The sequence below is a fragment of the Microbacterium sp. A84 genome, from assembly GCF_051842815.1.
Taxonomy (GTDB): Bacteria; Actinomycetota; Actinomycetes; order Actinomycetales; family Microbacteriaceae; genus Microbacterium.
Window position 1 is genome coordinate 344,151 of the sequence record NZ_JBPXMS010000001.1, and the last position, 24,598, is coordinate 368,748.

Here is a 24,598-nt window from a genome sequence, read left to right on the forward strand (position 1 = left end):
CACACTTCTGAATCCCGCTACGCTCGTCCCGTGGACACTGCTGCCTGGGTCGCGCTTGCCGTTGCCGTTATCGCGTTGCTGGGTGTGCTCGCCGCGCAGACAATCACGCTCTTCAACGAGAGCCGACGCCGACGCGATGAGCTCACGAAACTCGTCCGCGACGATGGCACAAAGCTGATGATGGAGTTCTACAAGTTCTCGGAGTTTGCAACTAGGAACCAGGCTGCTAAGAAAAGCGCCGACAGCAGTTGGTACGAAGCCCACGCGACCCAGTGGGATCTCGTCTCTCCCGAACTTCCATCACTCGCGGCCCGACTTGCCGGGCGTGGAAAACATCGCACAGTCATACTTTCGTTCATCGACGGGATCAGATTGATCCCGACAAGCCACCACCTGGAAGTAGGCCTCGGCCAGACAGAACGCGATGACTATAGGGAGATCTCGTGGTGGGCCTTCGAGACGGCCGCTGCTTGGCTACGTGGTGAACGTGTTCCGCGGCACGCGCGCCGAATCGCTCGCAGGCTCCGGAAGATTGAGCGTAAGGTCGACGCTCATTACAGACGTGAAGATGCATACAAATCGGACGCTAAAGTGCCGACAGGCGTTGTGCGTAAGGCGTACAACAAGTCAATGCTCAAGTTACGGGAGAGCATTCGGTCCCGTGTGGTTGAACCAGTCCGCAAATTCTGGCTCTACCTTTTCGCGGAGTGACGTACTGCACGACGCCCTACCCTGGCAGGCCAAAGGCCTCAGGAACGCTCGTCGCCACAGCCCGCGCACCGAGCTCGTTGATGCCGGCCAAGGTGCCTGCCACCGCATCGTAACGAACGAGTGCCATCCCAACACGGTCGGCGAAGATCAGGCCTTCGCTGGTGATCGTGCCGCTCGTGAATAACAGGCAATGCTTCTCCTCGGCCGCGGCGACGCCGAATATGGAGCGCACCTCACCAACCGGGACTGAACCGATGTAGTTCTTGACCTGGACGATGAACTCCGCGGATTCCACATCGATCCCACCATCGCCTGAGAACTGTGTCACCATCGCATCGAGAACGTCTAGGTGCCGCATCCATGCCGCGACGAGGTGCTCTGCACCCTCGTGAGACACACCGAACGGCTGCGGATCGGGCGCCGGTGCCGGGCGACTCAGCAGCAGCGCCTGTTCTTCCTGTTCCTGCTTCTCGAGCTCCGCGCGCCTGCGTTCTCGAAGCATCTGCAGACGCTCCTGCGTCGCCGATTCTTCCTGCTCACGCCGTTGATCGGATTCCACTTCGAAGCGCCGCTGCGCGCGGATTCGGGCCTGCGTGATTTCGTCGCTATTTCTCAGGCTCCGTGCGTCCCGGTCAGCATTCCGCCGTGCCCGTGCCGCTTCACGGACCTGTGCATGAATGGCCGATGCGTCGCTGCCCTGCAGGTCGATTTCCCGCAACCCAGCGGCGATGAGTTCGTTGACTTCGACAGGCACCCAGCCGACGCTGTGGCGCAACCACTCCGCCGCCGCACGTTCAGCCAACGCGTCAAGAGCGGTCTTCTGAGCAGGTGTCATCACACTCTCCTTAGCCAGGCGGAGATTCGTTCCATAACCGGCTCGGCCTGTGGCGCTGAGGCATAGACGACTATCTCCGTGTAGCCGGGATCCTCGATCTCCAGCGGTGGCAGCGGATACTCGCGTAGGCGAATGACCCGATATCCGGCGGCGAGAAGATCGCGTGATTTGTCAGTATCTAGCTCAACTTTGTCAGCATGCCAGTACGAACCGTCGTACTCGACGACGGTGGCTACCGCGTCACTCGCTTCGATGAGAATATCTGCCGTCCACGTGAGGCGGCGGCGGAATGCGTCGCTCCGAAGAGTCCGCCCGGATGCGACGGTTTCGAATCGCACCCTCGCGGCCTCCATGTATGCGAGCTCCACCTTGCTCTTACCGCTGATCTTGCACTCAGGGCAATCTGCACCGTTCACTCGTGACGTGGTTGGCGCCTCCCAGCGGTGAGACGCATCGGTACGGCAGATCCATGTAGGAACGAAAGACATCTTGCCGGTTGGCCGAATGTGCCAGGCGCTGAGCGCGTTCTCAGGCGCCCACTCTGCAGCGAGTTCCGGGTACCACCACGCCAACGAATCGCGACGAGTGCGGCACTCAGGACATCGCCAGCGCGGCTCGTACTCACGGTCACCCGGCGAGGCCTCCCATTCGTGACCGCAGACAGGATCCCGCCACCAGACAGATCGTGAAGATCCATCCGACAGGCCCTCAAGCTTCACGGTGTTCTTCGTCGGGTGCCACTGGGACACCAACTCAGGTGCGAGCCGAACGGTGTCAGCCTCGGCCGCACGTGTTTCGAGTCCACGGCAGGAAGGGCATCCGGCCTCCATCCACCGTCGAATGCCGAGTCGCGGATAATGACCCTGCGGGCACTGCCAGCGATACAGCTCGCGCGCTTCCGCGGCCGATACGGTCCCTGGATCACGTTCATCAGCCCACGATGCGAGAAGCTCTGGCAATTCAGCGATGGAGTACGCGGAAAGCTGTAGCCATTTCAGATCGTCAAAGAAGCGCCGGAGCCTCTCGCACTCGGGACACGTCGGTCGGTCCGTCATCCTAAAAATGGGCGCTTCGAAATCGTGCCCTTCTGGGCATCTCCACCGGGCGACCTTCCGCGCGGCTGGTGTGACCGTCTCCCACAGGCTCTCGCTATTACCCGGGTGCCACCACGCCAATGCTGCGCTGTCAGAGTCCTTGAACAGGACGCGGTGGGCCTTCGGCACGCTCGCCCTCGACGGACTCTTCAGGCAAGGACACGGCCAACCCATGTCAGCCAGACGTGTCGCTTCGATTCGACCACAGGACTGGCAGCGTGTCAGATGCGGGTCGCCCGAAAGCGATGGAGCTGTGAGTGGCTGCAGGTAGTCGAGGCCGCCTCGCTCAGCCGCTGCCCGAGCGGCGGCTTCTGTGACAGGTGACAGATTGGCATACGAGCCGAGCGCGTCTCTCGCGTCCTTTGCCCAGCGTCGCCAGAAGCACGCACGGCAGGTCTTCACACCCTGGGCGCTCTGGTCGAGCACGTACTCGAAGCGATAGTGCGCCTCGACGTGGCAGTCTAGGCAGCGGCAGAGCCGATGCTCCTTGACGCTCTTGAATGGCTCGAGTGGTTCGAGCCCACCGGCTTTGAGGATCTCGGTGACGTGGCTATCGCAGTACGCCGGTTTGGTGCGCGTCCGGAAAGCCGCACGGTTGACGCAGCTCTCCACCGAGCACGACTGTGCAATATCGACCATGGACCAATCGTGCCAGAAGGGTGTGACTCTAGAACCGGCGCGGCGCGGTCGCTACTGTGACGTGATGGACACCGAGCAGTTCGATGACCCGGATCACGTATGGGCGTGCCCGCGGTGCGGCGCGATGCTCTCAGTATTCACTCTCGAAACGGGCGCTGCCTATCTGGGCTGCGATCAGGTTGGTTGCCTGTACGCATCGCATCTCGAGGGCGACGATATCCCGACCGACGGCGGAGACTTACTCGACAACCTCTGAGGCCGCTACGCTCACGCCATGACCATGATCGAACCGCCGCCGATAAATCCGCTGCACGGCGAGGAACCCTTTGTCGGACTAGAGGGCACCGTCTCCGATTTCTGGCGATTCGCCCTTCCCGATGTTCAGACGAATAACACTCGCGGTTGGTTCGCGGAATACCTTGTCTGGCGTGCCCTAGGTATCGAGAAGCCGCTCCGGATCGAGTGGGATGCGTTCGACGTCCTCTGGAAGGGCATCCGGGTCGAGGTCAAGTCCAGTGCTTTCGTGCAGCGCTGGGCACAACGCAGGCCTTCCGATCTGACGTTCAGTGGCTTTCGATCAAAGCTTTTCGATCCCATCACAAAAACGTACGCTGACGAGGAAACCTACAACGCCCAGGTCTACGTCTTCGCAGCGAATCTGGCTGAGTCCCACGCTGCGTATGACCAGTTGGACGTTGGGCTGTGGCGCTTCGCTGTCATCCCGAGAAGCCGGATCGTGGCGACTGGTCAGAAGTCGATGGTGTGGGCGCGGGCTATCGTCGAGTCTGGCGGCGACGTGGGTTTCGATGAGCTTGGCGCCGCGATTGAGCGGGCGGGCGAAGCAGAGCTCGGTTAGGCATGGCCGAGGTAGCGCTGACGCTTGTAGTCTGGCGGGTACTGCACCGATTGGAGAGCCGATGGGATACATAGCTAACAAGCGCGCTGGGCTGAATGTGTTCCGCTTACAAAGCGAATGGGCTCAGCTGCTCCGGTTCCCGGGAACGATGACCCGGGTCGATATCAAACCGATCCCGCATCTCGCCTTCGGAACTGCACAGGTGGCGGACTGGATGGTCTCTGTCGAGAGCGGATGGTTCGTACTGGAGGACACGAAAGGGACATGGCTCCCGGACGAATTCGTCCTCAACGGGACGACACCGCTTGCACCAGAATCTGCACCAGGATCGCAGGTGTGGGATGCACTCATCGCCCACTTCCGGTCGAAGGTCGACAGCTTGGCAGACGTCGACTATGTCGGCCGCGGAAAGGCGCTGGGTCAGCTCAGCTGGTACCTGTGGGCCGCAGGAAATGACCAGGCGGAAGCAAAGGTCCTGGTGGAACGCGGACGTGTGATGATCAGCGACCCACCGAGTAACCCTCGCGGCTACGACGTTCTCATTAAGGATCTTGAACGGCTCAGCCAGGTGCGGATGGCCGCGCTCTTGCACGCACGCCGCGCCGCCCACATCAGGCGCCTCGCGCTTGATGAGACCGAGTCATCGTGGACGCTGCAGGATGCTGAGAAGGCATGGGCGAGGACAGTCGAAGCGTTCGAACGGACTAGCTTTACTGAGCAGGTTCCGAAGATGCGCGCCGCGCTAGAAAACATCCGAGCGATGATCCGCGAGCGGGCAGAATGATCTGTCGCTAAACGCTCTCGAGCTCACCGGCCTCGATGAGCACGCCGCTGGTCCCGTCTTGACACTCTACGGCTGTCACGTGTTGCTCGGCTCGGCGGTGGTTTCAACGACCCAGGCCGGCAAGTCCACACCAAGCTCTGTCAGCCGCTGCCGCACCAGACCCGTGACAACCACGCCCCAACGACTGTCCGTACGCACCGGCTCATCGATGCAGAGCGCAACGCACGTGGCCGCGTCAGCCACGGCGAGATCGGCTGCGAAGAGTTCGTACTCGCTCAACGCGATGCTGTCCCATCCCATGTACTCAAGAGCGACGAGAACTGCGACAGGTGAGCGGCGGTGCGTGTGGGCATACGTCTTCTATGCGCGGTGTCGCTTCGCTCCCTGTCAATCGAACTCCGAGCGCGCGAGGACGATTCCGCGCCTGAGTAACGGGCCCGGGATATCCGTTCCCGGCGGGTACTCCCAACCAGGCACACCACCCGGGCTCCACGGGTCGGCCGGCTGTCCGACAACCCTCAGAACCCATGCCGGGATGAGAGCGCGAACGTCAGTGAGCCTCCACTCAACAACACCCGCAACCATGTGAGCGATCCGCGACTCGCTCGGCGGCGGCACGTCCATTGTCAAAAGCATTCGCATCACCGCATCGGCAGATGTCAGCTCATGGTCCATTAGAAATATGCCCTGAAACGCGTGACTGTGGCGGCCGTGCTCTTCATTCCAAAGCATCACGGCCTGGTGTTCCGCGGCGCTGTTGCGGCCGGCTGTTCCTCGCATGCCTTCTATATGCGCGGTGTCACTTCGCTCCTGGGTCGCCCGCGACTTCGTCACACGCTCACTCGTGCCGTAGCGGCATGAAGGCGTTGTGCCGTTCGTTACGCCCGCTTCACGCCCGCTGCGCGGGGTCGCTGCGCTTCCTTATGAACTTGTTGTGCAGCGCTGCGCGCGCGAGGCTGCGCCTCGTGGGAACGAATAGGCGGGAGCCGGGTCAGTGATCGTGCGCGCGTCGGTCTGTAGATGCCTGGGTTCTTTGCGGCCTGGCGGCCGTGGCCCGCGAAGCGGGCGCCTTGGACGTCACCACGCGTGAGACAGACACCCGCGCTGGAACGCCACAACCCGCACACTCATTCGTTCCCGTGTGAGCTTGCGAGCACGGCTCAACGCGGTCGCATCACGCCTCGTGCATACACGAACCGAAACGGCACCGCGCATGGAGTAAATATGAACAACCAGACAGTCGCACAACGCGGCGCAAACCCTGACGAACTCGACATCGACTCGACGTACCCGGCCACAGGCGTACGTCTGCGGGTCGCTCAACAACAATCCCTCTCCGACTACGCGCTCTGGGCGCTTGCCCGCGGCGCACGCACACAACAAGATGCGGTCGTCATCGACGAACTGCGGGCGCGAGACGAAGCCCGCACGCAGCCAAAGTTCCAAGCGTTCCTGCACTCCTGGGTCGCTACGCTCCCGGACGTCGCTACAGAAAGTGATGATGAAGAAGAAGCCGAAACGCCGAAGTACATTCATATCCCTCTCGCAGAGCCGTCCCACGCGGTTGAGATTTTCCTGGCCGGTGCGAAAGACACCGCGCACCGTGAGCAGCGAATCAACCTGGTTGCATCACTCAAGAGCCTCAGGGACATTGCCTAGAGCTCAACCATTTTGTGAACGCGTGCCCGCCTCGAAAGAACGGGCACGCGTTCTTTCGTGCTGTGGCGGCATGAGGCGCTGTGAGTGTGAGCGCGAGCACTGTTCGTCACGCACTCGGCGATCCGTGGTCACGATCCTGGGTCACACTGCGCATATAGAAGGTATGACACTTGATCTTCCCGATACGACCGTCGGCATCCTTGGCGACGTGCACGGCTCACCGATCTTCCTGCGTAAGGCGATCTGGGCGATCCGGAAGGCTGATCCCAGCGTGACCACGATCCTGCAGCTCGGCGATTTCTGGGTTGGTCGAGACATCATCGATGCGGCCGATGACGCGTGTGCCGGGACATCAATCAAGATTCTTGTGACCCTCGGGAACCACGAACCCTACGGCGGTCTGGATGTCCTGATGAGTCGCGTACCCGGCAAGCCGATCTCATTCGGCCCGCACATCACGATCCTGCCGCGGCCGTTTCGCTTCACCATCGCAGGCCGCTCGGTCCTGAGCGTTGGCGGTGCTTCATCGCCTGATAAAGGTTGGCGCACGCCCGGGATCGAATGGTGGCCTGATGAGCTGATTACCGATGAGCAGGTTGCCGAAGCTCTTGCGGGCGGGCCGGCCGATATCTTGCTGACGCACGAGAGCGCTTATACGGATGTAGTGCCGGCCGTGCGGCAGATTCTGCGTATGAACCCGGGCGGATTCCCGGCGAGTGCGCGTGCCGAAAGTGCTGCGTCACGCCGGCAGGTGGATCTAGTGAGAGATGTCGTGCGGCCACGCCTGGCGCTGCACGGACATTTTCATACCTACGACACGCTCGTGCTCGAAGACAAGCGCTTCGTTGTCAGCGTCGCATCCGACGGACAGCCGTATTCCGTGATGCTCTTAGACGTGGACGCACTGCGGCTCACGCGCGTGGAGATCTGACCGATCTTTTCTTCACAGCACCGGCATTACGTCGGGAATCGACCGTGAGTCACAGACGGCCCGTCCTAGATCGTTGAGGCCCGAAATCGAGCCCGCGACGGCGTCGTAATGGATAAGAGCCATGCCGGCGCGGTCTGCGAATGCGACTGACTCCACTGACATCCGCCCGCTGGTGAAGAAAAGCGACCGCTTGCGCTCTGCCGTTGCCACTCCGTGTAGCGCACGCACCGATTCGATGGCGACGTTGCCCGCGTAATTTTTCACCTGGGCCAGATAGTGAGTACTTGTGACGTCGATCCCACCATCACCTGACTGTCGAGTCACCTTGGCGTCGAGAACGCCCAGATGGCGCATCCATTCGGCGGCCAGGCGCTCGGCGCCCTCGTGGCCGACACCATAGGACTGCGGAGTGGGTCGAGGCCCGCGGGCCGTAGCCTCTGTGTCGAAGGTTTGCAGCGCGGCTTCGACCATCCTCGCGACCAGTTCCTTGCGCTGTGGCTCGAAGCGTTTGCTCTCCACTTTCATTGCGATGCCCACGCCAACGAACCCGATTACGACGAGCAGAACGGGCACACCATATTCGTCACCGCCAATGCTCTTTGGATTGGCGATGTACAGCGTCAATAGCCAGATGATTCCGGCGACGATCATCAACACCGGCAGGCATCCTGCGAAACCCGGTGCGGTCACACCATCCTTCGTCCACTGATAGAAAGAGCCCGGCAGAACCGCTGCCGCTTCTTCTCGCACAAGGCCGCTGCGGGCAGCAAACCGCCCAGACGCGCGTGCATGATCCATCACCGCGTCCGAATCCGGACTCACGCTTTTACGCTTGCCCTCTATCAATTCGCCGGCAGCATATTCACGCGTTCCGGCGTAGGTGTATTTGGGCTCGGCCGGTGCAACTGCAGATGACTCGGGCATGTGTGCTCTCTATTCAAAGCGATGGACTAACCCATCTTGCCCGATGCTGGATCGGCGCTTCAATCAGTCGTTGCTGTCGGCGACTCATCGCGTCCCACTCACTGTGCGGCGAACGGTGCGTGCGCTGCAACCGAAGACCTCTGAGAGATCGGCTGCGGATCGGCCCTCGGCGTGCATGCGAAGGACTTCGCGTCGCTGAATATCGGTGAGCGACGCGGGCCGCCCGCCTACCCGGCCGCGCTGGCGTGCGGCGGCGAGGCCCTCCTTCGTGCGAATGCGGATGGTCTGCAATTCCATCTGTCCCACCGCCGCCAAGAGTGAAAGCAACAGCTGCGATATTGGCGAGCCGTCGAATCTAAGGCTCGGTTCAAGGCAGCGAACCGTGACGCCGTGGGCGTTCAGTGTCTCGACGAGTTCCAGAACCTGACGTGTCCTTCGTCCCAGGCGTGAGAGTTCAGCCACGGTGACGGTATCGCCGCTGCGAGCAACCCGCAGCAGTTCATCCAAGCCGTCGCGCTTATCGGCATCACCGGACACGCCGTGCTCGATGATGACGTGCTGATCTTCGACGCCGGCGCTGCGTAATGCGTCGAGTTGCCGGTCCAGGGCCTGCTTATCGGTTGATACGCGGGCGAGGCCGTAGGAACGAGAAGTTGTGGTCATGACGTCTACATGCGCGGTAGAGGGCCACGAGACGGCCGCCGGCTTAGCGCGTGATCTTCAGCGCGCGCCGCATCTCGCGTTCCATTACTTCAACGGCCCTGCTGACGGTGACGGAGTCCGTTCCCATAACGTCTGCGATGTGGGAAGCCGCCTCTGCAACGGGCTTCGGACCAAGGAGGAAAAACGCCGTTCCTCGCTCAATGAGCTGAGCGAGGTTCGACTTTCGGCGGGCATTCACCGCGACAAGCTCCTCGCTCACGCTGGCGGCCTTCGCGCGATGTGCAGTCAATTCTTCGGTCCGCTTTGCCTTCTCTAAGTCATCGTCAGAGGTGATCCGCGCCTCGACAGCCGTCTTGATAGCGACCATCAACTGGTTCTTCTCGCTCCCGAGTCGCTCAATATTCTCGAGGACGTCCCGTATCTCGTGCGCATATTTCAGCCAGTCGACATATGCGTCGAAGCGGCGCTCGCGAACCCACCGACGATGATCGCGCCGAGCCTGTACCGCGGCACCCGCAAACCCAGCCAAAGCAGTGACTAGCGCTGCACCGAATACGGTCAGCAGAATTTGCGTGGTCGGGTCGAGTGCTGTGGTCACGCCGCGAGCCTATCGACAATGAGACCGCGCGGCGGGTCCAAAAGGTACCCCGCGCAGCGGGAGGCCGAACGTACGTATTTGACCAACCGCCACCCGCAGGATTCCGCGAACCGGATCGACTCGATCAGGTGGACCTGTTCAAGGGCCATAACCATCGATTGTGGCACGCGTATGTAAATGGCATGACAGTACTCTCGGAGGACGAGATTGAACCTCGCCTCGTGGAATCTGAGAAATCGGTGGAGCTTGGCGTCCACGCACCGAACCCTGACCAGCTTGCCCGCGCGACGGATTCTGTCCGTAAAGACCCCTACAAGCTTGCGTTTGAAGAGCCCGACGCGAAGTACGCACCGCGGCCTTCCTCGAACTCGTAGGACGTCGCCAACCGCTGAGCTTGAAAAACGCTGACGCGCACCGCTGACTCGATGGCCGAGAGCGCTACTCCCACACTTCGATGGGATCTACGGAGTACAGCTCGATCTGTGCATGCTCCTCGTACTGAGTGATTGTCCCCGTGGCACAGATGGTTGTGCCGGCGGCAACATCCTCGACGGTAATGCCCCAGACGATCACGGTGAAGCGTTCCTGGCTTGGGTAATCATGCCCCAAATTCAGGAACGCATCGCCCTCTGAGTTGCGGAGACTCGCGAGCGGGCCGCATACGCGCTGGTCTGTCCCGACTGACTCCAACGCGCTGTCCCAGGAGAGCCCGCCATTGGGCCATTGTGGCGCTGCGGGTGCTTGATTTGAAGGTGGAGCCGCATCGCCTCCGGTGCATGCCCCGTCTTCCTGCAGGAGCGCTATCGCCTCCGGGCCGCTGTGCTCAATGACCACGGCACATGCGGCAGCTCCACCCGTGCGTATGGAGCTCTTTCCGGATGCGTACTCGGTGAAGGTGCTGTACTGCGTGGAGCAGCGGTCGCTGAGCCATTGAAGCTCCTCGTTGATGACACCTGCTGTATCGCCTGTGCGTTCTCGCTGCACGACTGAGGCGAGCACATCCTCGCATGTCGGACCTTGCGAGTTCGCTGCACTCCCGTAGTCCATGCTGCTGCTGCTGCAGCTACTCAGAATCAGCAACGACAGCAGTATTGCGACCAGCCAAATTCGGGTGGCTACGCTCGTCCGGACCACAGTGACCGTCTTCCTCATCAACGCCGCGAGATCTAGGTTGCCCAGGTCTCGTCTTGCCCGATGGCTGAATGACATTCAGTGTAGGCGTAGCGCTGTGCGTGTGTGAGTGGTTGCCTCGAACATCTCCGCGGCACAGCCCTCAGCTTCCGGAATGTCACTAGCTACATCGCGCCGAGTCGCCTCGGAGCTGGGAGGATTCAGACCCAACTCCACCCTGGAATGCGATACGCCGGCAACGTCTACCGTGTACGGCGCCACGGGGGTATTGATGTTCTAGCTTCATCTGAAAGGGGATCCGGGTGGCACCGGGTGTTTGTTGCCGTTCTCATCGATCAACGAAAGGACGGTGCCTTCGAGGTTGACTCTGTGCCCGCTCAAACCGAACTCGGCGGCTTCCCGCTCGTAGGCTGCAGCCAGGTCGTTCAGATCTTCCAGGAGGCAGAGTTCTGCACACTCGTTCAAGGTGTCGTAGAGCTCATCGCGCGCTTGCGACCTCTCCCAAGAGATCCCTTCGTCCAGCTCCTCTGGACTTGCTTGCGCTGCCAGACGTTGCTGGGCGAGCGAGCGCTCGAGCCGCGCACGGCGAGTCGGTTGACCCTTCCACTGCAGGTCGGTCTGGAGCAAGTTGAGCGTGCCTGGCGGAGCGGGTTCTGTTGGTGTTTTGACGGGCTCCCGGTACACCTTCCAGTGGTTAGGTTCGCGGAAGAACGCCAGCGCCCATCCGTCGATGTCACCGTCGCGCACGAAGGACCGGGCGGCGTTCACACCCCAGTCGAGGCGCTGGACAGGCCCGATGGCCGCAATGGTGGTTCCCAGCCAGTCCGCGATCTGATGCGGCCCAAGCACGATGAATGAGCCGTCACGGGCGCCGATGAGCACGAAGGGTTCGAACGGCTCCATCGCCTGGATGCCTTCCAAGGCTTGAACGACCAACATGTGGTCCACCCTCACACCCATGTGCATTGCGCTGCCCTCTCAACTTTGATGTTCTTGCGCATTCCCAACGCTCCTATCAAAAAAGGATAGCGCGACCGGAGCGGGCACCTCGGAGAGCGTCCGACCGAACTCCTTCATCGTTTCGTCGGAGTCGATTTGCTGGCCGAAGCCGGTCAGGCCGTGGTCGTCGGCGACGGAGAACGCGATCAGTTGGTGCGAAGGTGCACAGTCATCGGTGACGTCGATGACTGCGACCCCCGGTTCGCCCGATGTTGTGTCGTGGAGGTTAAACGAGATGTCGGGATATTCCCATGTCCCGTTGTCGTCCCGGCTGAACGAAGAAGTGGTGATGATTCATTTGGTTGTGGGTTGTTGCCTGGTGCGTGTGAGGCGGATTCTCCGCTTTCGGGTGCGCCGTAAGCGAGGCGGCTCAATATCAGGCGATGAGTGCCTCATCTGCCTCGAGCTCGAAGGCATCGATGCATTCGGCAAGCCACATCTCTGCACTCCCGAAAGCACTCTCGGCGCCGCAATCCCCGGAGACCTCGAACCATTCCTGGTGCTCAGTTCCCCCGACATCTGTCACCTTCAGCAGGGCGTAACTCCAATGAGAGGTCCAGCCATCAGGAAGCTTGAGGCCTGCCATGAGGCTGTCCAGCGTCTCGCCCTCGCGCTCCCAGTAGGCGTCGGCCTCATCTGAAAGCGCGTCACCGTCCTCGTAAGCGTCCGGTACGAGGACGAAGTCCCTCAGCGAGCCGCCTTCGCTGAGGTGCTCGGCGACGTCCTCGAGCAAGTTGTTCCAGCCGTGGGCTGTCGTCATTACCCCGCGGGGGACGAGCTCATCGATACCCGGCCAATGAGAACTCAACTGCGACGTGTGCTGCAGCATAAAGCGCACGGTACCGGCGGCGATGTTGTGCTCGATGGTGGGGCACCACTCAGAGTGAGCGTCGCCGGCGCCGATAGAGGTGTACTCCGTCTTGAGGACGGTGATTTCGATGGAAGGAGAAGCAATACCAGTCATGGTGATAGTTCCTTAGGTGGTGGGTTGTTGCTCGGTGTATATGGCGGATTTTCCGCTTCTTCCTACTACCGTGCTGCGCGACTGAGCTGCCGCTTTCAGATGCCCTATGCGCGTGGGTTTGGAGATGTGCATGTGGGCGGCGCTTGCGCCGCTCACATGCACATCGGCTGGCGTCACTCGGTGCAGTGCTCGGCAAGAAGCGCGTAGCCATCTGCGCGACTGGTGTGAGACGTCCAGACAGCCCAAGGCCGACGCACCGGCACGAAGCCTCGCACGCGAGCGCCAAGGCTGTGAAGCTGCTCTACCTCGAACGCGCCCATCTCCGTGAACGTGTTGTCGTCCGGTGCCCAGTAGTGGCCATACACGACGCCATCATCGACGTCGTGCCCTGTCGCAAAGAACAGCGCGCCGCGACTCGGACCCTCGCCAAAGCCCGGATGGTTGAGCACGAAGGCGGCGCGCGCCATCACCCCAGATTCTGTCGGTGCTGGGATGCCGGCCATCATCGGCGCCGCGTCGTCGGCATCGTAGATGTGCACCTGCGGGCAACGGCCCACCACGTCAGCCCAAATGGCAAGGGCGTCCTCCATGGTGCCGTCCTTCTGTGCCCAGAGCACCCGCCGCTCACGGTCATTGGCGATGCACATATCCTGCGCCCCGCGCGTCCGCCCCGGACGCAGCAGGTACTGCCCGCCGCGCAAACCGAGGTATCGACCCTGCACGATGTGCACCGCGTACCCGGCCACAACGAGGGCGATGATTTTGCTGCCGAGTGCAATACCTTCGAGCGGGTTGCTGTGCGCATCGCTCAGCAACTCGACGGCCGGCGAGACTGCCGCAGCCATATCCGCGAACGGGTGTTCGGGACTGTGCACTCGGCCACTCAGAAGCCCGAGCGTCGCTCCACTGCTCTTGAAGTGCGGTGCAAATACCCGGTACGAGCCGGATGCATGCGGTGTGAGCGCGATAGGTGCGAGCCGATTGAACTCTGTGACGTCCTGGACGTCAGCGGCGAATACATACATGAGATTTTTCCTCCGCGAGCGAGTGGCGAGCCTTTTGCTCGTCACGGCCCAAGACCGGTATTCCCGGCCTCGCGGTGTCCTGCGCCACTACGTCTATGCACGGTATGCCCCGAGTCCTTGCGACACTGGCCGGTTTTACCCCGGAATTCCGCGGTTTACGCGGTTAGACGCCCGGGCGTGTCGTATCGTAAAACGTGTCGGATGGATGGCTTCTCGGCTCCTGCAGCTGAGCGTGCCGGAGCACTGGACGCGGCCCTGCCACACTGGCAAGGCGCGTGAGTCTGAATGCCTGGAGTCAACGGCCCCAGACGTTCACTGCGAAGTGACCTGGCCCACCCCGACAAGCAGCAGTCCCGATCTCCCCCACCCTGCTTCCGTGATGACATGCCGAATTGCCGTGACGCTCCCACGCCGGGTGCAAACTACGTTCACGACGAGCACCACGTTCAACGCATTGATCACAGAGTGAATCGACGCACCCATCTGCGCAACGGCCGCTTCGGCCTCGACAGCCAGCCGCAGCGCGAGCATCACCCGGCGCCTGCGCGATGCCCACACCATCAATGAATGCCGTACGCCCATGGACGAGGTCAGCAATCGCCGTGTCGTATTCGTGGCGCGCGTCAGCGACGAGATCAAGCACCGCGCGCGAGGCGTCAGGTACCGGGGCGCCCTCGATGAGCGTCCAGAGCTCACGGTCCTTAGGACCTCGTGTTCGCGAACTCCGAGCGGCGGCGCGATGCGCGCACGGAGTGTCCGAGTCTCTTCGGGCGGGCGAGGTAGCGTGAGCCGCAGTTCAGCGCCGGGAGGCAGCTCGGTGAGCTCGGCGGTCAGGTCATCGAGTCGCAGCTGGAACGCTGCGAGGCGTGCCGCGGTCATGCTGCGCTCTGTTCGAAGTAGTCGACAGGTGTTGTCTCGACTACGTCAAGAATCTTCGTGAGCAGCAGCGCAACATCGCCCGGGTCTGCTTCTTCGGCGAGCAGATCGAAAACCGCTGACACGACGTGTTGCGCGTGGTCGGGCTCGATGAGCGTGGACCGGGACAGTGTGCGGTGTTGCTCGAATACCGCGAGCGCGGCGCCTGTTAGGTAGGAAACGGACATGTGAACTCCTGTGGTGGTGATGTGAGAGCCGGTGTGTTCCGCCTCTGCTTCTTCCCTCGGGCCGGGACCACCGATCTGCGCAAAGAAAAGTTCCGGGACGGACGGAAGCGCCGCCGGTTGAATAAAACTGACCGGCGGCGCTTTCAGGCAGACACCTACCTATCCATCACCTTCCTTTCCGTCCAGAGCCTCCGCGACCTGAGCGAGCGAAACTCGGATCGCGGAAGTATCGTCACCGGCCACCAGTGCTGCGACAGTCGCTGCAGCTAGGCGTCCAGGGAAATCATCAGAGCCGACCAGTGCGAGCTGTGCGGCCTCATCGTCGGACCAGCTGCCATCGAACAGGGCAGTCACCGATCCGTTGGCACCGGCGGCAGCGTCGATGCGGCGAATGAACGCGAGATCCAACATCAGAGGGTCACCTCCTCGTCGTCCGACTGCTGGCGCGTGACGAGCGCCAGCATTTCGAGCGTGCGCACGATTACGTCAGCGGGCACGCCGGATGCGAGCTGTTCCAACGTCGCTACCCAGATCGTGGGATCGATGTACGGTGTGCCATCACTGCGATTGAACACCGCGGGATTGCTGGTGAGTGCTGCGGCCGCCGCTTTCGCGACGGGCGTGAGTGCTGCGGTCAAGGTGGTTCTCCAAATTCCGAGCAGCGGATCTGCTCTTATAGGTGTCCTCGGGCCGGGACGGACGATCTGCGCAAAACAAATTCACAGAGCGAGGTCGTGAACGCTGCGACCTCGCTCTGTTCGGCTCACGCAGTCAACGGATTCGGGATTCGCAGGTGCGCGCCGGCAGCCCGCTCGCGGTCGATGTGCGCCTGGCGAACTCGCTCCGAATCGGCATACAGCCCTCGCAGCCAGGACAACACCCACTCGTCAGGCGCGGCCGTGGGATCGATGTGCGCCGCTAGCGTCTCGGCAAGTCCGGCATCGTTCGTCAGGACCAGGCCGGGTGTGACCAGTTTTGAGCCGTCCGGGTGCGCGAATATCGCGTCGGTGAACGGCCGGTCGATGACGTCCCGCGCCGGGCGTCGGATTCTCACCGTGCCCGGCTCTTCCGGCATCACCAGCAGGACACAATCGACCTCGACGTCGATCCGCATGGATCGGGCGCTGCGCAGCAGTTCCCAGGCTCCGATGTGCAACCCGCGCGTGATCCGCTGACCGGTGCCGGCTTTTGACATCGGCGCCCATCCGTCGTAATACGACCCGTCAATGCCCTGAGCGCGGAGCTGCGCGGGTTCGGTCGTAACGACCGGCTTGCGCGCGGGACGGATCGAATGATGCCCGGGCGGCACGCCCTTGTCATCCACCAGGATCAACCGGTTCCCGCTGACGGCTATGTGATCTATATTGCTCTCGATGAGAGCGCCGACTCCGTGGATTGCGGGTCGATCTGTTGGCTGTATGAAGTCGGCCGCGTACGCGGCAGCGCCCAGATTCGTTGTGACTCGTTGAAGGAGTTCGCCTCCCGCGACCTCTGCCGCCCAGCCGTCGCGGAACGACTGCGGCCGGTGCACACTGTTGAACTGCCACCACGCGCGCGCGAGATGGGTGCCGCTGGGCAGCCCGATGATTTCAGTCATCGGTCTCACCGCCATCGACGCCGGCGTTGCCCGTGAGCGCGCCGCGGACGTACCAGGCTGGGATGCTCAGCCTCGAAGAGCCGCCCACGCACACGCTAGGGATCGACCCTGCGCGCACGCCTCGAGATATCGTTCGCGGGTGCACCGAGAGCAGGTGTGCTGCCTCGGTGTAGTTCAGAAATGCCTTGCTGGTCATGCTGTGCCTCCCGGCGGGTAAGGCCAGGGCCCGGCTGAATCACCGGACCCTGGCGGGTGATTCAGACGGCGAGAACGGCTTCGCGAGCGAGCTTGCGAAGCTCGGTGAGCTGGCGGCGGACCTTGCTCTCAGTGGTGCCGAGCATCGCGGCAAGCTCGCGGTTCAGGAACGACACCGGGCGGCTGTTGCTGATTTTCAGCAACTCGACCAGGTGGCCTCGGTGGACCTGAATCTCTGCGACTGCGGCGATAAGCTCGTCGCTCGCACCGGGCTCCTGTGCCGCGACCATCGCTTCAGCCTCGAACGAGCCGCGGGCGACGTCGTAGCGGAAGCACTTGATGACGCGCTCTCCGGCGGCGTTGACGGCTTCGACCTCGACGGTTTCCATGGCCTCGCGCAGTGCGCTGTCGTACGGGTTCTCGTCTGTCGTGACGAGCGCCTCGTCGGCAAGTGCCTCGCTGGTGTGAGCGCCGTCAACGCGGGTGCCCGACGTCTCGATGAGCTCGAGGCCCACGACGCGAGTGTCGGTGTTGCGTGCGGCGATTCCGCGGGCGGGCTGCGCGAGCGGCGCGATGCGGGAGATACGCTCGCTGACCCATGCAGTTGTCTCGTCAGAAACGACGGGCTTGACGAATGGTGCCGGCGCCAGCCCGTTGCCCGACCAGTTCAGCTCCATCCAGGTGTGCAGTTCCAGGGCCGTCGGTTCGAACGCGGCTTTGCCCTCGAGGCGGGCCATCTCCTGCATTTCGAATCGCGCGTCCTGGATGCGGTTGTACGTGCGCCGGGATTGGCCGAACGCGTCCTCTGTGGCGTCGGCGGTGATGTTGCGGGCAATCGCGCCCAAGTAGGCGTCGGGCAGGTCGTCGCGGCCGACGACCGCTTCTGCGACGGCGTCCCAGAAGCGGGACACGACGTCGTCGACTTCAATCGGGAGACCTTTGGCGTGCTTTGCGTGCGATGCGACGCGACGCACTTCGTCGGCCCAGCGGGCGGCGATGTCAGCGAGCAGTGCCTTTTCTGCGGCGGTGCGCTCGGTGGTGGTGGACTTGGTGGTGGTGGACTTGGTGGTGGTGGACTTGGTGGTGGTGTTTGTTTTCGTAGCCATATTTGTCATGTACGAGGCGGCGAAAACATTCCGATTTGAGTACGTGTGTCCCTTGAGACGGGCTTTTTCTGCTCCCGAAATCTCGGAGTTGGCGGCGGACGGGTGGCTGTATGAAGTGGTTGTCATGCCTGCCCTATGCGCCAAGTGCGCGACTTCGTGTGTCCAGGCACGAAAAAGCCCTGACCCACGGAGGTGAGGTCAGGGCTTTTCGATGAGCGACGGCGGACGGGTTACTTCATGCGGTTCCTTTCGGGTTCTGTGCCGTTGTACTTATCTCCTCGGGCCGGGCGACTCGATCTGCGCAAACGAGTTCACGGCAGCACGTAACGGAGCTCGGCTCGGAGCCGGCGCTCGGTTGGGAATTGATCCAGGAAGATGATCTCGACGAAGCTCCCTCTCGGCGGGTAAAGAGTGAGCATCCGCCCGGATCCGTCGCCAGCCCGGTCGTCATCGAGCAGGCTTGCTTTCCAGCCGTCCGGGAGCAGTTGCTCGACGATACGGTCAAGGTTCTCGTTCGAGACTCGGTCGCCGTCTACGGCCTCGTCGGCAACGAAACGCGTGAGGGCTGTGCAGAGTGCATCGACAGATGCATCGATCTTCGTGTCCCGAACGAAGACTTCGAGCGTGGAGCCGGCGGCGGGATCGTAATCCGGGACGATGCCAACCATTAGCGCGAGGTCGTCGTTCGGCATTTCGATCCGAAGCGTCGCGACTGTGCCGCGGGAGGCGACGAGTTCGACGGATCGGTCGTCGGTGTCGATCCAGCTGACCGGGTTGTCACGGGTGTCGGTCACGGTCCAGCCGGCGGTGGTCAAGTGAAAAGCGATGTCTACAAAGGCCATGGTGTTCTCGATTCCGGGCAGCGGATCTGCCCTCATGAGATCCCTCGGGCCGGCGAACACGATCTGCGCAAGAACAAGAGCCCGGGAACAGTTCCGGGCTCTGTGTGTCACCTGATGGCGCCGAACAGTTTGCGCTGCAACCAGCTCACGGCGCCGCTTGCGGCTGTAGCGATAAGTCCCGCAACGCGGGCATAGCGGAACATCGCGTGATCGCTGACGGAACGTTGCGGTCATGAAGAAGGGCCCGGGAGATTCCCGGGCCCTTCTTGTCAGCTGCGGAGCTTGACCGCGTCTTCCGCGGCTTGAACGGCTACTGCAATGGTTTCCTCGTCGTGCTCGTCGTCCGAGAGGAAGTGCAGCAGGTTCGCCGCGTCGTACTCAAGGCTGCCCAGTTCCTCCTCGATGTCCGTGGCGTGCTGTTCCGAATCAGCAACCTCGTCCGAGAGCTCCGAAGCGCGTGCCCAGCGTGCGACCTCGTGGATGAGTTGGTCCTTGGAGTCGAACTCGGCGTTCACTTCGAGCTCGACCGTGGTCAGCTCGTAGCCGGTGACTTCCCAGCCGCGACCGTCGGAGCCTTCTAGGACACCGGTCTCGCCAAAGTGGAGCTTCTGGTAGCCGTCGAATTCTGCGAGCAGGTCTGCGACCTCTGATTCGAGGCGCTCGACTACGTCCTCAGCCTCGTCGTCGAACGCGTCGAGGCTGAATTGGTCGAAGTTCGGCGCGGTCAGCTCCAGCGTCCCGCCGTCGAAGTACGCTTCCCAATTCTCGGGCAGCTCGTCGATGATTTCCTCGACTGTTGCGACCAGGTTTTCATTCATGATGTGTTCCTAACGTTGCGGCCTTCCGGCCGCTGTGGTGGTGGTGAGGCGGTGTTGCCTCTATCTCCTATGTGCGCGGCACGTCCGGAACCTTTGTCCGGTTCCGTGTGTCCCTTCCTCTATGCGCGGTGCCCGCAAGATGCGTGCGAGAGCATGTCCGCGATGCCGCGTGAGCGGCTGCGCGGACATGAACCAACGCGGGCATCACGAACAGCCGGCGGCGGCTGTTCTCGTGCCGATCACTGATCGACGAGCCATCGCGGGCATAGAACAGGCCCGGGAGAGTGAGCGACTCTCTCCCGGGCCTGGGCTTTGGTCTCCGGCTCAGCCTGTCTTGCCGGCCCTGAGATGCTTAGTTGCGCCGTTCAGGATGCTCTCAGCGGTCGGCAGGACGGTGAAAAACCAGTCCCTGCTTCCGCCGGCATCGTTCCAGGTGCGCTCGGTGCTCGTCAGCCGCCAGCCGTCACGGGCGCGGGTGATTTCAATCCAGGTGGCCTCGGCTCCGCCGCCGTACGAGTTCGGAAGGGACACAGAGCCGCTCTGACGGACGACGAGACCCAGGCGGTCGGCTTGACGGATGCTCATGCTGTCGAGCATTGCTTCTGCCTCGCGAGCTGCGCGCTGCAGGTCTCTAGCCTCGAGCAGACGCTGGGTTGCGCGGCCCTCGGTGGCGGTGATTGCGGCGTTGACTGCGGTGGTGTCCGTCACGCGGGTGATGTTCTTAGCCACGATGGCCTCCTGAATCTGTGGCGGCTTGTCCGCCCTCACAGTTCTCCTCGGGCCGGCACGGGCGATCTGCGCACACGAGTTCTCGGAGCCCGTGTGTCCCTAACCAGCGCGGTGATCGATGCACCTCTATACAGAGGCACAACGCACTCACAACGCTCACTGCGGTCATCACGGCATTGCAACGAAGGTTTGTGCGGCGTTCTGCCGGCCTGGGAACAATGACCCTGCGCCTGTCCGATGTGCCGCTGCTGTGGTCCCTGCGGGCTGCACAGCGCGTGCTGTGCGCGCGTGTGGCGTCGGTCAGTCGAGCCGCATGGCGAAGGTCAACGCGTAGCCCTGTGTGCCCTGTACAGCTTCACCGTGTGCACCCTCTGCGAGGCGTGCCGTCCACGTGTCATCGTCCACGATCCAGGCGGCATCCTCGCGGGCGACTAAGTAACGGCCGACCGCCAGATCGACACCGACCTCGTAAGGGTTGAACACGTCGCCAGTGTGAATCTCCCGCACGAGTGATGTCGCCGTCCAGTTGTGCCGGTCGGCAATCATCAGGACGCTCTGCCCGATCTGAATCTCTGCCGGCGATGTGATGAGACTGTGTCGGGTTTCGTGCCCAAAGCCGGCGTGCAGGGAGTTCAGCGGGCTAGGCGGGCATGAGAAGCCCGGGCGGAAGCTCGCGGCCTTGCGGTAGATCCAGATGCCGAGCTCGTTGTGGTGGTCGATGACATAGCAACCGCCGTCGGTGATGAGCACGTGAGTCTGTGACATGCGGTGTTCATGCGCGGTGTCGCTTCGCTCCGAGTCGGTCTGGTCGTCGCGTCGAACAGTCACAGCGCCGGCGTTGCGGCTCATCGCGTGACGTGAACGTGAGCAGGACCGAATGACCTGCGCGCGTTGTGGGTGAGCGTAGCGAACCCCGCAGCGCTGCTGCGGTCCTCTCATCACGATCACTGCGGCGGGATGTCTCAGGATGAGCTTCATGCGGCGTGATGTGTGAGCAAGCTCACGGGACCGAATGAGTGAAACCTGGTTTTCGGTCTGCGATCCCGTTTCACGATCAACGTGACAGCGTTGCAATAAGTTAAAGAGCCCGTTGCGATCACCGCGTGATTTGGACGAATGCCCTGTGTTGCGGTGTCCGGGTTCGGGAGTGGAAATGGCTCGAAAGTGGAGAAGTGAAGAAGTGAAGAAGTGAAGCACTTTTCGGGTTACTTACACATAGCTTTGAGTTCTTCAATTTCATGTGTAGGTAACTGTAAAACACCTTCACTTCTTCACTTCTTCACTATTCGGACCCAAAACGGCCCTAAACCACCGTTTTGGGTGATCCAGGGCCGTTGTGAGCAGTTTTAGAAGTGAGGCTTAGTCATCCAGCGGTGCCACTCGAACGACTCCGCGGATGAATGCAGTGCGCCCGGCGCCCTCAACCCGTTCGAACCCTCGCTCAAGCAGAGCCTTGTAGAACGCGCGGATGCTCCACTTCAGCATCGACTGGTGGTTGCCCTGGAAAGCCCAGGAGCGGAAATCCGAGAACATTTCAGATGCGAGGACCAGTGGCACGACCTCCAACTCATCCTTCACCGCTGGTGTCGCCTCATAAATGCCCGGCAGGAACCCTTCGATCTGATCCGAGCTCTTCCGATAGGCCTTGGTAGCGTCGTCCACGAAGGCGGGAGTCTGCAACCCGTTCTTGTACCAGGTCATCGCACCGCGGATCACCCACGAAACGATCTGTTCTGCCTCAGCCATCAGCTTTGCCATCAGACCCTTGTCGCGCTTTTCCTTCGTGAAGTACTTCTCGAAACGAATCAGCATGATGCGCTCCCAGAGCCCGTCATCTTGCCCGCGCAACTGCGGCTCGTGATTCGTCGCCAGCATCAGCAGAAATTTTGGCATGAAGGTGAAGAATTCCTGACGCAGGAATCGGGCCGGCATCGCGTCGCCGCCGGATGCGCGCTTCAACGTGCTCTCGCTCATGGGCCTTCCGAAGTCACCCTCGGATGCACTCACAAGCCGCGCGCCGTCGAGCATGGCGACATCATTCGGAATGCCACCTTTCGAGTCCTCGAATGTGCTGAAAGGTGCGGTCTGGTGAAGTTCCTCGAAGATCGCTGCAATGGTCTCGAGCAGCACAGACTTGCCGTTACGGCCCTTGCCGACGAAGATCGCGAACGCGTGTTCCGAGGTCTCACCCGTGACGCCATATCCGAGCATCCGCTGCATGAACGCTGTCATCTCAGCGGGCTTGGCCGGGAAGATCTCTGCAAGGAACTGCAGGAAGCGCTCAGGCTCCACAATCGGTGCGTTGGGATCGTAGCTGTGATGCACCTGGCGCGTAATCATGTGATCCGGGCTGTGCGGGAGCAGTTCGCCTGTCTTCAAGTCAACCACGCCGTTCTCGACGGCCAGCAGGTGACGCTGTGTGTCGAACTCGCGGCTTCGGGCGGGAACACCCTTCAGCGCACGGAGCTCAGTGAGAACCGAATCGATCCCGCGTGTCGACGACAGCCGGCGGCCGAAGTCGGCGAGTGCCTTAGCGGCGGCGGCGCGCTGTGCGTATGCCTTCTGCGCTTCCGGCGAGGCGTCCTTGCCCGGGTCATCACCGACTGCCCAGCGTGCGCGGACTGCCTTATCAGCAACCAGCTCAGCGAGATCGTGTGCGAATCCACGGCCGATGGAGCCGTTGTCGCGCTGCCAGACGGCACCGGTGTAGAAAAGGTATCCGAGCTCAGGTGCGTGCCTCACGCCTGAGCCGTTCTCGACGATGTGGCGGTGCATCAGCTTCGCTCCACCAAGGTCCGTGAATCCGAGCTCGAGGCCGAAAGCCTGGACCAACTCGTCGATGTACGACGTGTCACGAACGGCACCTTCGATGACCTGTGAGCCCGTTCCAGTGACTACCGCGGCAGCGGGATCGTAACTCTCGACCGCCTCGAGCAGGTTGTCATACTGTGCGACGCCGTCAACGACGACGCGCACATCTTTCAACATCCCTGCAACGACGGCCGCAGGGTTCCCGGCGCCCTTCTCTTTCACGGCCAGGCAGATGACATCAAACGCGGTCAACCGGTCGTGCCCTTCGATCCCGTAAGCCGCCTTGACCCGCTCGCCGAATACCTTCAGCAGAACTTCACCGGAATCGCCGGCCGCGATGCTCGCATTCGGTGTGTCACCGTATTCGAACTCGCCGTCCTCGGTCGGTACCGGCAGGATCAGCAGGTTCGGCGCGGGCTCAATGGCTCCGAGCAGCTCGATGCTCCAATATCCCAGCGCCTCTGCATCGCACTCACGGTTGAATACGTCTCCCGGCCGCGTACCCGGCGCGGTCGAAGCAACAACCGCCTTAGATCCCGCCGCAACAGCCTTACGCTGCGGCGCAACCTTCGAGGCAACCGCAACCGCAACAGGCTCCGGCATCATCGCTTCAAGGTGCGCGCGTGTCAGGACGCTGTCCTGATTGTGCTGTGCGATCTGCACGGTGAAGCCGGCGGCAACATCGGGTTTGTGACTTCCGGTCCCTGCCATGCGCATGATGCGCGCGACGTCGCTAAGCACGCCGCTATCGATGTGCCGTCCATCACGATCCGCCAGTCCAACCCAGAACGCCTTCCACGCAACGAGCGCTGCGTCACCGTCCGTGGTCCCGGGAACGATAAGTTCTTCCGCGCGCATCCATACGTGAAGCCCGCCGCCTGTGGTTGTCACGAGGGTTGCGGGAACAGGCAGCTCACGAACCCAGCCAAGCGCTTCATCCATCGTGGGTAGCGCCAAGCCCTTGGCAAGCTGGCCCTTGTGTTCACCGTCTGCGGTGTCAAGGTCAGCAACGAGCGCCGGTAGCGCAAGAACGACGTCCTTATTGATGCGGCCGGTCAGGTGTGAAGGAACCGCGGCGGCGATGCCGAGGTAGCAAGATGCGTTCGCACGTGCGTCACGCTGAACAGCCTTCCAAGCGGCATCAGGGTCATCGATGCGCACCGGCGCGAGTGCGCGGTGCTGCTTGTTCGTTCCGATGACGGAGAGTGTCAGTCGCGCTGCGTCTCCGCCGGTGGCTACTGAGAGTGCAGCGAGGTGCGGTGCGTACAGCGCGTTGTATTGCACGTTCCACGCGGCCTGGTCGAGAACCAAATCAGTCATTTCAATCGCTCTATCCGAGGGCGAACTTTCGTAACCGACCATCGGTCCCTGTCGCCTTCAGAGACTCCCTCGGGCCGGAGCTCCAGATCTGCGCACAAAATTCTTCGATGCGATCCGTCGCGGGGCGATCAGCACGCACGCATAGGTGAGGCACGGGACACACACACACACACAGCCGCTCAGCCTGTTCGGTCGCACAAACGACGAGCAGCGCGCGCGTTCTTTGTGCACGCCGCGTACATGACAGATACCAGGGACACACGC

At 62.0% G+C, this 24,598-nt stretch carries 30 protein-coding genes and 1 pseudogene; 7 read left to right on the plus strand and 24 right to left on the minus strand.

Annotated elements, in window-relative coordinates; all coding sequences use genetic code 11:
- Positions 1-30 precede the first annotated feature (30 nt).
- On the plus strand, positions 31-711 hold the full coding sequence (locus ACSU04_RS01680) for a hypothetical protein (protein ID WP_439288220.1): 681 nt from the start codon (positions 31-33) through the stop codon (positions 709-711).
- Between the two features lie 16 nt (positions 712-727).
- On the opposite strand, the gene ACSU04_RS01685 is transcribed toward ACSU04_RS01680, so the two are convergent.
- The 3 genes and pseudogenes from ACSU04_RS01685 to ACSU04_RS01695 form a co-directional block, all read right to left on the minus strand.
- On the minus strand, positions 728-1,546 hold the full coding sequence (locus ACSU04_RS01685) for a restriction endonuclease (protein WP_439288221.1): 819 nt from the start codon (positions 1,544-1,546) through the stop codon (positions 728-730).
- On the minus strand, positions 1,546-1,884 hold the full coding sequence (locus ACSU04_RS01690; protein ID WP_439289445.1) for a DUF559 domain-containing protein: 339 nt from the start codon (positions 1,882-1,884) through the stop codon (positions 1,546-1,548). The genes ACSU04_RS01685 and ACSU04_RS01690 overlap by 1 nt, the downstream gene beginning before the upstream one ends.
- Before the next feature lie 60 nt (positions 1,885-1,944).
- A pseudogene (locus ACSU04_RS01695) lies at positions 1,945-3,279 on the minus strand (zinc-ribbon domain-containing protein); the annotation flags it as partial.
- A gap of 64 nt (positions 3,280-3,343) precedes the next feature.
- On the opposite strand from ACSU04_RS01695, the gene ACSU04_RS01700 reads away from it, so the two are divergent.
- The 3 genes from ACSU04_RS01700 (at position 3,344) to ACSU04_RS01710 (ending at position 4,919) form a co-directional block, all read left to right on the plus strand.
- Entirely contained in the window at positions 3,344-3,535 is a 192-nt protein-coding gene (locus ACSU04_RS01700; RefSeq protein ID WP_439288222.1) for a hypothetical protein, read from the plus strand.
- Positions 3,536-3,553: 18 nt separating this feature from the next.
- Positions 3,554-4,135 (plus strand): hypothetical protein, encoded by a 582-nt coding sequence (locus tag ACSU04_RS01705; RefSeq protein WP_439288223.1) that lies wholly within the window; start codon positions 3,554-3,556, stop codon positions 4,133-4,135.
- Positions 4,136-4,283: 148 nt separating this feature from the next.
- Entirely contained in the window at positions 4,284-4,919 is a 636-nt protein-coding gene (locus ACSU04_RS01710) for a hypothetical protein (RefSeq protein ID WP_439288224.1), read from the plus strand.
- A 75-nt stretch (positions 4,920-4,994) separates the two neighbouring features.
- Here the strand turns inward: ACSU04_RS01710 and ACSU04_RS01715 are convergent, their stop codons facing one another.
- Both ACSU04_RS01715 and ACSU04_RS01720 read right to left on the minus strand, forming a co-directional pair.
- Entirely contained in the window at positions 4,995-5,219 is a 225-nt protein-coding gene (locus tag ACSU04_RS01715; RefSeq protein ID WP_439288225.1) for a hypothetical protein, read from the minus strand.
- Between the two features lie 87 nt (positions 5,220-5,306).
- Positions 5,307-5,699, minus strand: coding sequence for a hypothetical protein (locus tag ACSU04_RS01720; RefSeq protein WP_439288226.1), 393 nt, complete (start codon positions 5,697-5,699; stop codon positions 5,307-5,309).
- Between the two features lie 444 nt (positions 5,700-6,143).
- On the opposite strand from ACSU04_RS01720, the gene ACSU04_RS01725 reads away from it, so the two are divergent.
- A complete protein-coding gene (locus ACSU04_RS01725; protein WP_439288227.1) occupies positions 6,144-6,578 on the plus strand; it encodes a hypothetical protein in 435 nt (144 codons plus the stop codon).
- Positions 6,579-6,741: 163 nt separating this feature from the next.
- On the plus strand, positions 6,742-7,509 hold the full coding sequence (locus ACSU04_RS01730; protein ID WP_439288228.1) for a metallophosphoesterase: 768 nt from the start codon (positions 6,742-6,744) through the stop codon (positions 7,507-7,509).
- A gap of 12 nt (positions 7,510-7,521) precedes the next feature.
- On the opposite strand, the gene ACSU04_RS01735 is transcribed toward ACSU04_RS01730, so the two are convergent.
- The 3 genes from ACSU04_RS01735 to ACSU04_RS01745 all read right to left on the minus strand — a co-directional run bounded on the left by ACSU04_RS01735 (position 7,522) and on the right by ACSU04_RS01745 (position 9,694).
- Positions 7,522-8,433: a restriction endonuclease gene (locus ACSU04_RS01735; RefSeq protein WP_439288229.1), complete on the minus strand. Its 912-nt coding sequence runs from the start codon at positions 8,431-8,433 to the stop codon at positions 7,522-7,524.
- A gap of 84 nt (positions 8,434-8,517) precedes the next feature.
- Positions 8,518-9,096, minus strand: a complete 579-nt coding sequence (locus ACSU04_RS01740) for a recombinase family protein (RefSeq protein WP_439288230.1) — start codon at positions 9,094-9,096, stop codon at positions 8,518-8,520.
- A 43-nt stretch (positions 9,097-9,139) separates the two neighbouring features.
- Positions 9,140-9,694, minus strand: coding sequence for a hypothetical protein (locus tag ACSU04_RS01745; protein WP_439288231.1), 555 nt, complete (start codon positions 9,692-9,694; stop codon positions 9,140-9,142).
- Positions 9,695-9,876: 182 nt separating this feature from the next.
- Between ACSU04_RS01745 and ACSU04_RS01750 the strand changes: the two genes are divergently transcribed.
- Entirely contained in the window at positions 9,877-10,068 is a 192-nt protein-coding gene (locus tag ACSU04_RS01750; RefSeq protein ID WP_439288232.1) for a hypothetical protein, read from the plus strand.
- A 64-nt stretch (positions 10,069-10,132) separates the two neighbouring features.
- Here ACSU04_RS01750 and ACSU04_RS01755 read toward each other — a convergent pair whose 3' ends face one another.
- The 16 genes from ACSU04_RS01755 to ACSU04_RS01830 all read right to left on the minus strand — a co-directional run bounded on the left by ACSU04_RS01755 (position 10,133) and on the right by ACSU04_RS01830 (position 24,334).
- Complete coding sequence (locus ACSU04_RS01755) at positions 10,133-10,903, minus strand: hypothetical protein (protein ID WP_439288233.1); 771 nt, start codon at positions 10,901-10,903, stop codon at positions 10,133-10,135.
- A 204-nt stretch (positions 10,904-11,107) separates the two neighbouring features.
- Positions 11,108-11,764 carry a hypothetical protein gene (locus tag ACSU04_RS01760; RefSeq protein WP_439289446.1) on the minus strand — a complete coding sequence of 219 codons (657 nt, stop codon included), beginning with the start codon at positions 11,762-11,764 and terminating at the stop codon, positions 11,108-11,110.
- A 436-nt stretch (positions 11,765-12,200) separates the two neighbouring features.
- On the minus strand, positions 12,201-12,788 hold the full coding sequence (locus tag ACSU04_RS01765) for a hypothetical protein (protein ID WP_439288234.1): 588 nt from the start codon (positions 12,786-12,788) through the stop codon (positions 12,201-12,203).
- 173 nt (positions 12,789-12,961) lie between these two features.
- Positions 12,962-13,813: a hypothetical protein gene (locus ACSU04_RS01770; RefSeq protein WP_439288235.1), complete on the minus strand. Its 852-nt coding sequence runs from the start codon at positions 13,811-13,813 to the stop codon at positions 12,962-12,964.
- A gap of 312 nt (positions 13,814-14,125) precedes the next feature.
- On the minus strand, positions 14,126-14,692 hold the full coding sequence (locus tag ACSU04_RS01775) for a hypothetical protein (protein WP_439288236.1): 567 nt from the start codon (positions 14,690-14,692) through the stop codon (positions 14,126-14,128).
- Positions 14,689-14,916 carry a hypothetical protein gene (locus tag ACSU04_RS01780; protein WP_439288237.1) on the minus strand — a complete coding sequence of 76 codons (228 nt, stop codon included), beginning with the start codon at positions 14,914-14,916 and terminating at the stop codon, positions 14,689-14,691. The genes ACSU04_RS01775 and ACSU04_RS01780 overlap by 4 nt, the downstream gene beginning before the upstream one ends.
- A 159-nt stretch (positions 14,917-15,075) precedes the next feature.
- A complete protein-coding gene (locus ACSU04_RS01785; protein ID WP_439288238.1) occupies positions 15,076-15,327 on the minus strand; it encodes a hypothetical protein in 252 nt (83 codons plus the stop codon).
- Entirely contained in the window at positions 15,327-15,554 is a 228-nt protein-coding gene (locus tag ACSU04_RS01790) for a hypothetical protein (protein ID WP_439288239.1), read from the minus strand. Before ACSU04_RS01790 ends, ACSU04_RS01785 begins: the two co-directional genes overlap by 1 nt.
- Before the next feature lie 125 nt (positions 15,555-15,679).
- Positions 15,680-16,513 carry a hypothetical protein gene (locus tag ACSU04_RS01795; RefSeq protein WP_439288240.1) on the minus strand — a complete coding sequence of 278 codons (834 nt, stop codon included), beginning with the start codon at positions 16,511-16,513 and terminating at the stop codon, positions 15,680-15,682.
- Positions 16,506-16,709: a helix-turn-helix domain-containing protein gene (locus tag ACSU04_RS01800; RefSeq protein ID WP_439288241.1), complete on the minus strand. Its 204-nt coding sequence runs from the start codon at positions 16,707-16,709 to the stop codon at positions 16,506-16,508. The genes ACSU04_RS01795 and ACSU04_RS01800 overlap by 8 nt, the downstream gene beginning before the upstream one ends.
- 61 nt (positions 16,710-16,770) lie before the next feature.
- Positions 16,771-17,814, minus strand: a complete 1,044-nt coding sequence (locus ACSU04_RS01805; protein WP_439288242.1) for a hypothetical protein — start codon at positions 17,812-17,814, stop codon at positions 16,771-16,773.
- Positions 17,815-18,125: 311 nt separating this feature from the next.
- Positions 18,126-18,716, minus strand: a complete 591-nt coding sequence (locus tag ACSU04_RS01810; protein WP_439288243.1) for a hypothetical protein — start codon at positions 18,714-18,716, stop codon at positions 18,126-18,128.
- A 209-nt stretch (positions 18,717-18,925) separates the two neighbouring features.
- Positions 18,926-19,474, minus strand: a complete 549-nt coding sequence (locus tag ACSU04_RS01815; protein ID WP_439288244.1) for a hypothetical protein — start codon at positions 19,472-19,474, stop codon at positions 18,926-18,928.
- Positions 19,475-19,798: 324 nt separating this feature from the next.
- Complete coding sequence (locus ACSU04_RS01820) at positions 19,799-20,203, minus strand: hypothetical protein (protein WP_439288245.1); 405 nt, start codon at positions 20,201-20,203, stop codon at positions 19,799-19,801.
- 300 nt (positions 20,204-20,503) lie between these two features.
- Entirely contained in the window at positions 20,504-20,968 is a 465-nt protein-coding gene (locus ACSU04_RS01825) for a hypothetical protein (protein WP_439288246.1), read from the minus strand.
- A 594-nt stretch (positions 20,969-21,562) separates the two neighbouring features.
- Positions 21,563-24,334 carry a DNA primase family protein gene (locus tag ACSU04_RS01830; RefSeq protein WP_439288247.1) on the minus strand — a complete coding sequence of 924 codons (2,772 nt, stop codon included), beginning with the start codon at positions 24,332-24,334 and terminating at the stop codon, positions 21,563-21,565.
- Positions 24,335-24,598: the final 264 nt, after the last annotated feature.

What these genes read in the sequence shown, in the direction of transcription:
- ACSU04_RS01685 (WP_439288221.1), bottom strand. Translation starts at nt 1,546, where the DNA reads ATGACACCTGCTCAGAAGACCGCTCTTGACGCGTTGGCTGAACGTGCG.
- ACSU04_RS01700 (WP_439288222.1), top strand. Translation starts at nt 3,344, where the DNA reads ATGGACACCGAGCAGTTCGATGACCCGGATCACGTATGGGCGTGCCCG.
- ACSU04_RS01705 (WP_439288223.1), top strand. Translation starts at nt 3,554, where the DNA reads ATGACCATGATCGAACCGCCGCCGATAAATCCGCTGCACGGCGAGGAA.
- ACSU04_RS01710 (WP_439288224.1), top strand. Translation starts at nt 4,284, where the DNA reads ATGACCCGGGTCGATATCAAACCGATCCCGCATCTCGCCTTCGGAACT.
- ACSU04_RS01715 (WP_439288225.1), bottom strand. Translation starts at nt 5,219, where the DNA reads ATGGGATGGGACAGCATCGCGTTGAGCGAGTACGAACTCTTCGCAGCC.
- ACSU04_RS01720 (WP_439288226.1), bottom strand. Translation starts at nt 5,699, where the DNA reads ATGCGAGGAACAGCCGGCCGCAACAGCGCCGCGGAACACCAGGCCGTG.
- ACSU04_RS01725 (WP_439288227.1), top strand. Translation starts at nt 6,144, where the DNA reads ATGAACAACCAGACAGTCGCACAACGCGGCGCAAACCCTGACGAACTC.
- ACSU04_RS01730 (WP_439288228.1), top strand. Translation starts at nt 6,742, where the DNA reads ATGACACTTGATCTTCCCGATACGACCGTCGGCATCCTTGGCGACGTG.
- ACSU04_RS01735 (WP_439288229.1), bottom strand. Translation starts at nt 8,433, where the DNA reads ATGCCCGAGTCATCTGCAGTTGCACCGGCCGAGCCCAAATACACCTAC.
- ACSU04_RS01740 (WP_439288230.1), bottom strand. Translation starts at nt 9,096, where the DNA reads ATGACCACAACTTCTCGTTCCTACGGCCTCGCCCGCGTATCAACCGAT.
- ACSU04_RS01750 (WP_439288232.1), top strand. Translation starts at nt 9,877, where the DNA reads ATGACAGTACTCTCGGAGGACGAGATTGAACCTCGCCTCGTGGAATCT.
- ACSU04_RS01755 (WP_439288233.1), bottom strand. Translation starts at nt 10,903, where the DNA reads ATGTCATTCAGCCATCGGGCAAGACGAGACCTGGGCAACCTAGATCTC.
- ACSU04_RS01760 (WP_439289446.1), bottom strand. Translation starts at nt 11,764, where the DNA reads ATGTTGGTCGTTCAAGCCTTGGAAGGCATCCAGGCGATGGAGCCGTTC.
- ACSU04_RS01765 (WP_439288234.1), bottom strand. Translation starts at nt 12,788, where the DNA reads ATGACTGGTATTGCTTCTCCTTCCATCGAAATCACCGTCCTCAAGACG.
- ACSU04_RS01770 (WP_439288235.1), bottom strand. Translation starts at nt 13,813, where the DNA reads ATGTATGTATTCGCCGCTGACGTCCAGGACGTCACAGAGTTCAATCGG.
- ACSU04_RS01775 (WP_439288236.1), bottom strand. Translation starts at nt 14,692, where the DNA reads ATGACCGCGGCACGCCTCGCAGCGTTCCAGCTGCGACTCGATGACCTG.
- ACSU04_RS01780 (WP_439288237.1), bottom strand. Translation starts at nt 14,916, where the DNA reads ATGTCCGTTTCCTACCTAACAGGCGCCGCGCTCGCGGTATTCGAGCAA.
- ACSU04_RS01785 (WP_439288238.1), bottom strand. Translation starts at nt 15,327, where the DNA reads ATGTTGGATCTCGCGTTCATTCGCCGCATCGACGCTGCCGCCGGTGCC.
- ACSU04_RS01795 (WP_439288240.1), bottom strand. Translation starts at nt 16,513, where the DNA reads ATGACTGAAATCATCGGGCTGCCCAGCGGCACCCATCTCGCGCGCGCG.
- ACSU04_RS01800 (WP_439288241.1), bottom strand. Translation starts at nt 16,709, where the DNA reads ATGACCAGCAAGGCATTTCTGAACTACACCGAGGCAGCACACCTGCTC.
- ACSU04_RS01805 (WP_439288242.1), bottom strand. Translation starts at nt 17,814, where the DNA reads ATGGCTACGAAAACAAACACCACCACCAAGTCCACCACCACCAAGTCC.
- ACSU04_RS01815 (WP_439288244.1), bottom strand. Translation starts at nt 19,474, where the DNA reads ATGAATGAAAACCTGGTCGCAACAGTCGAGGAAATCATCGACGAGCTG.
- ACSU04_RS01825 (WP_439288246.1), bottom strand. Translation starts at nt 20,968, where the DNA reads ATGTCACAGACTCACGTGCTCATCACCGACGGCGGTTGCTATGTCATC.
- ACSU04_RS01830 (WP_439288247.1), bottom strand. Translation starts at nt 24,334, where the DNA reads ATGACTGATTTGGTTCTCGACCAGGCCGCGTGGAACGTGCAATACAAC.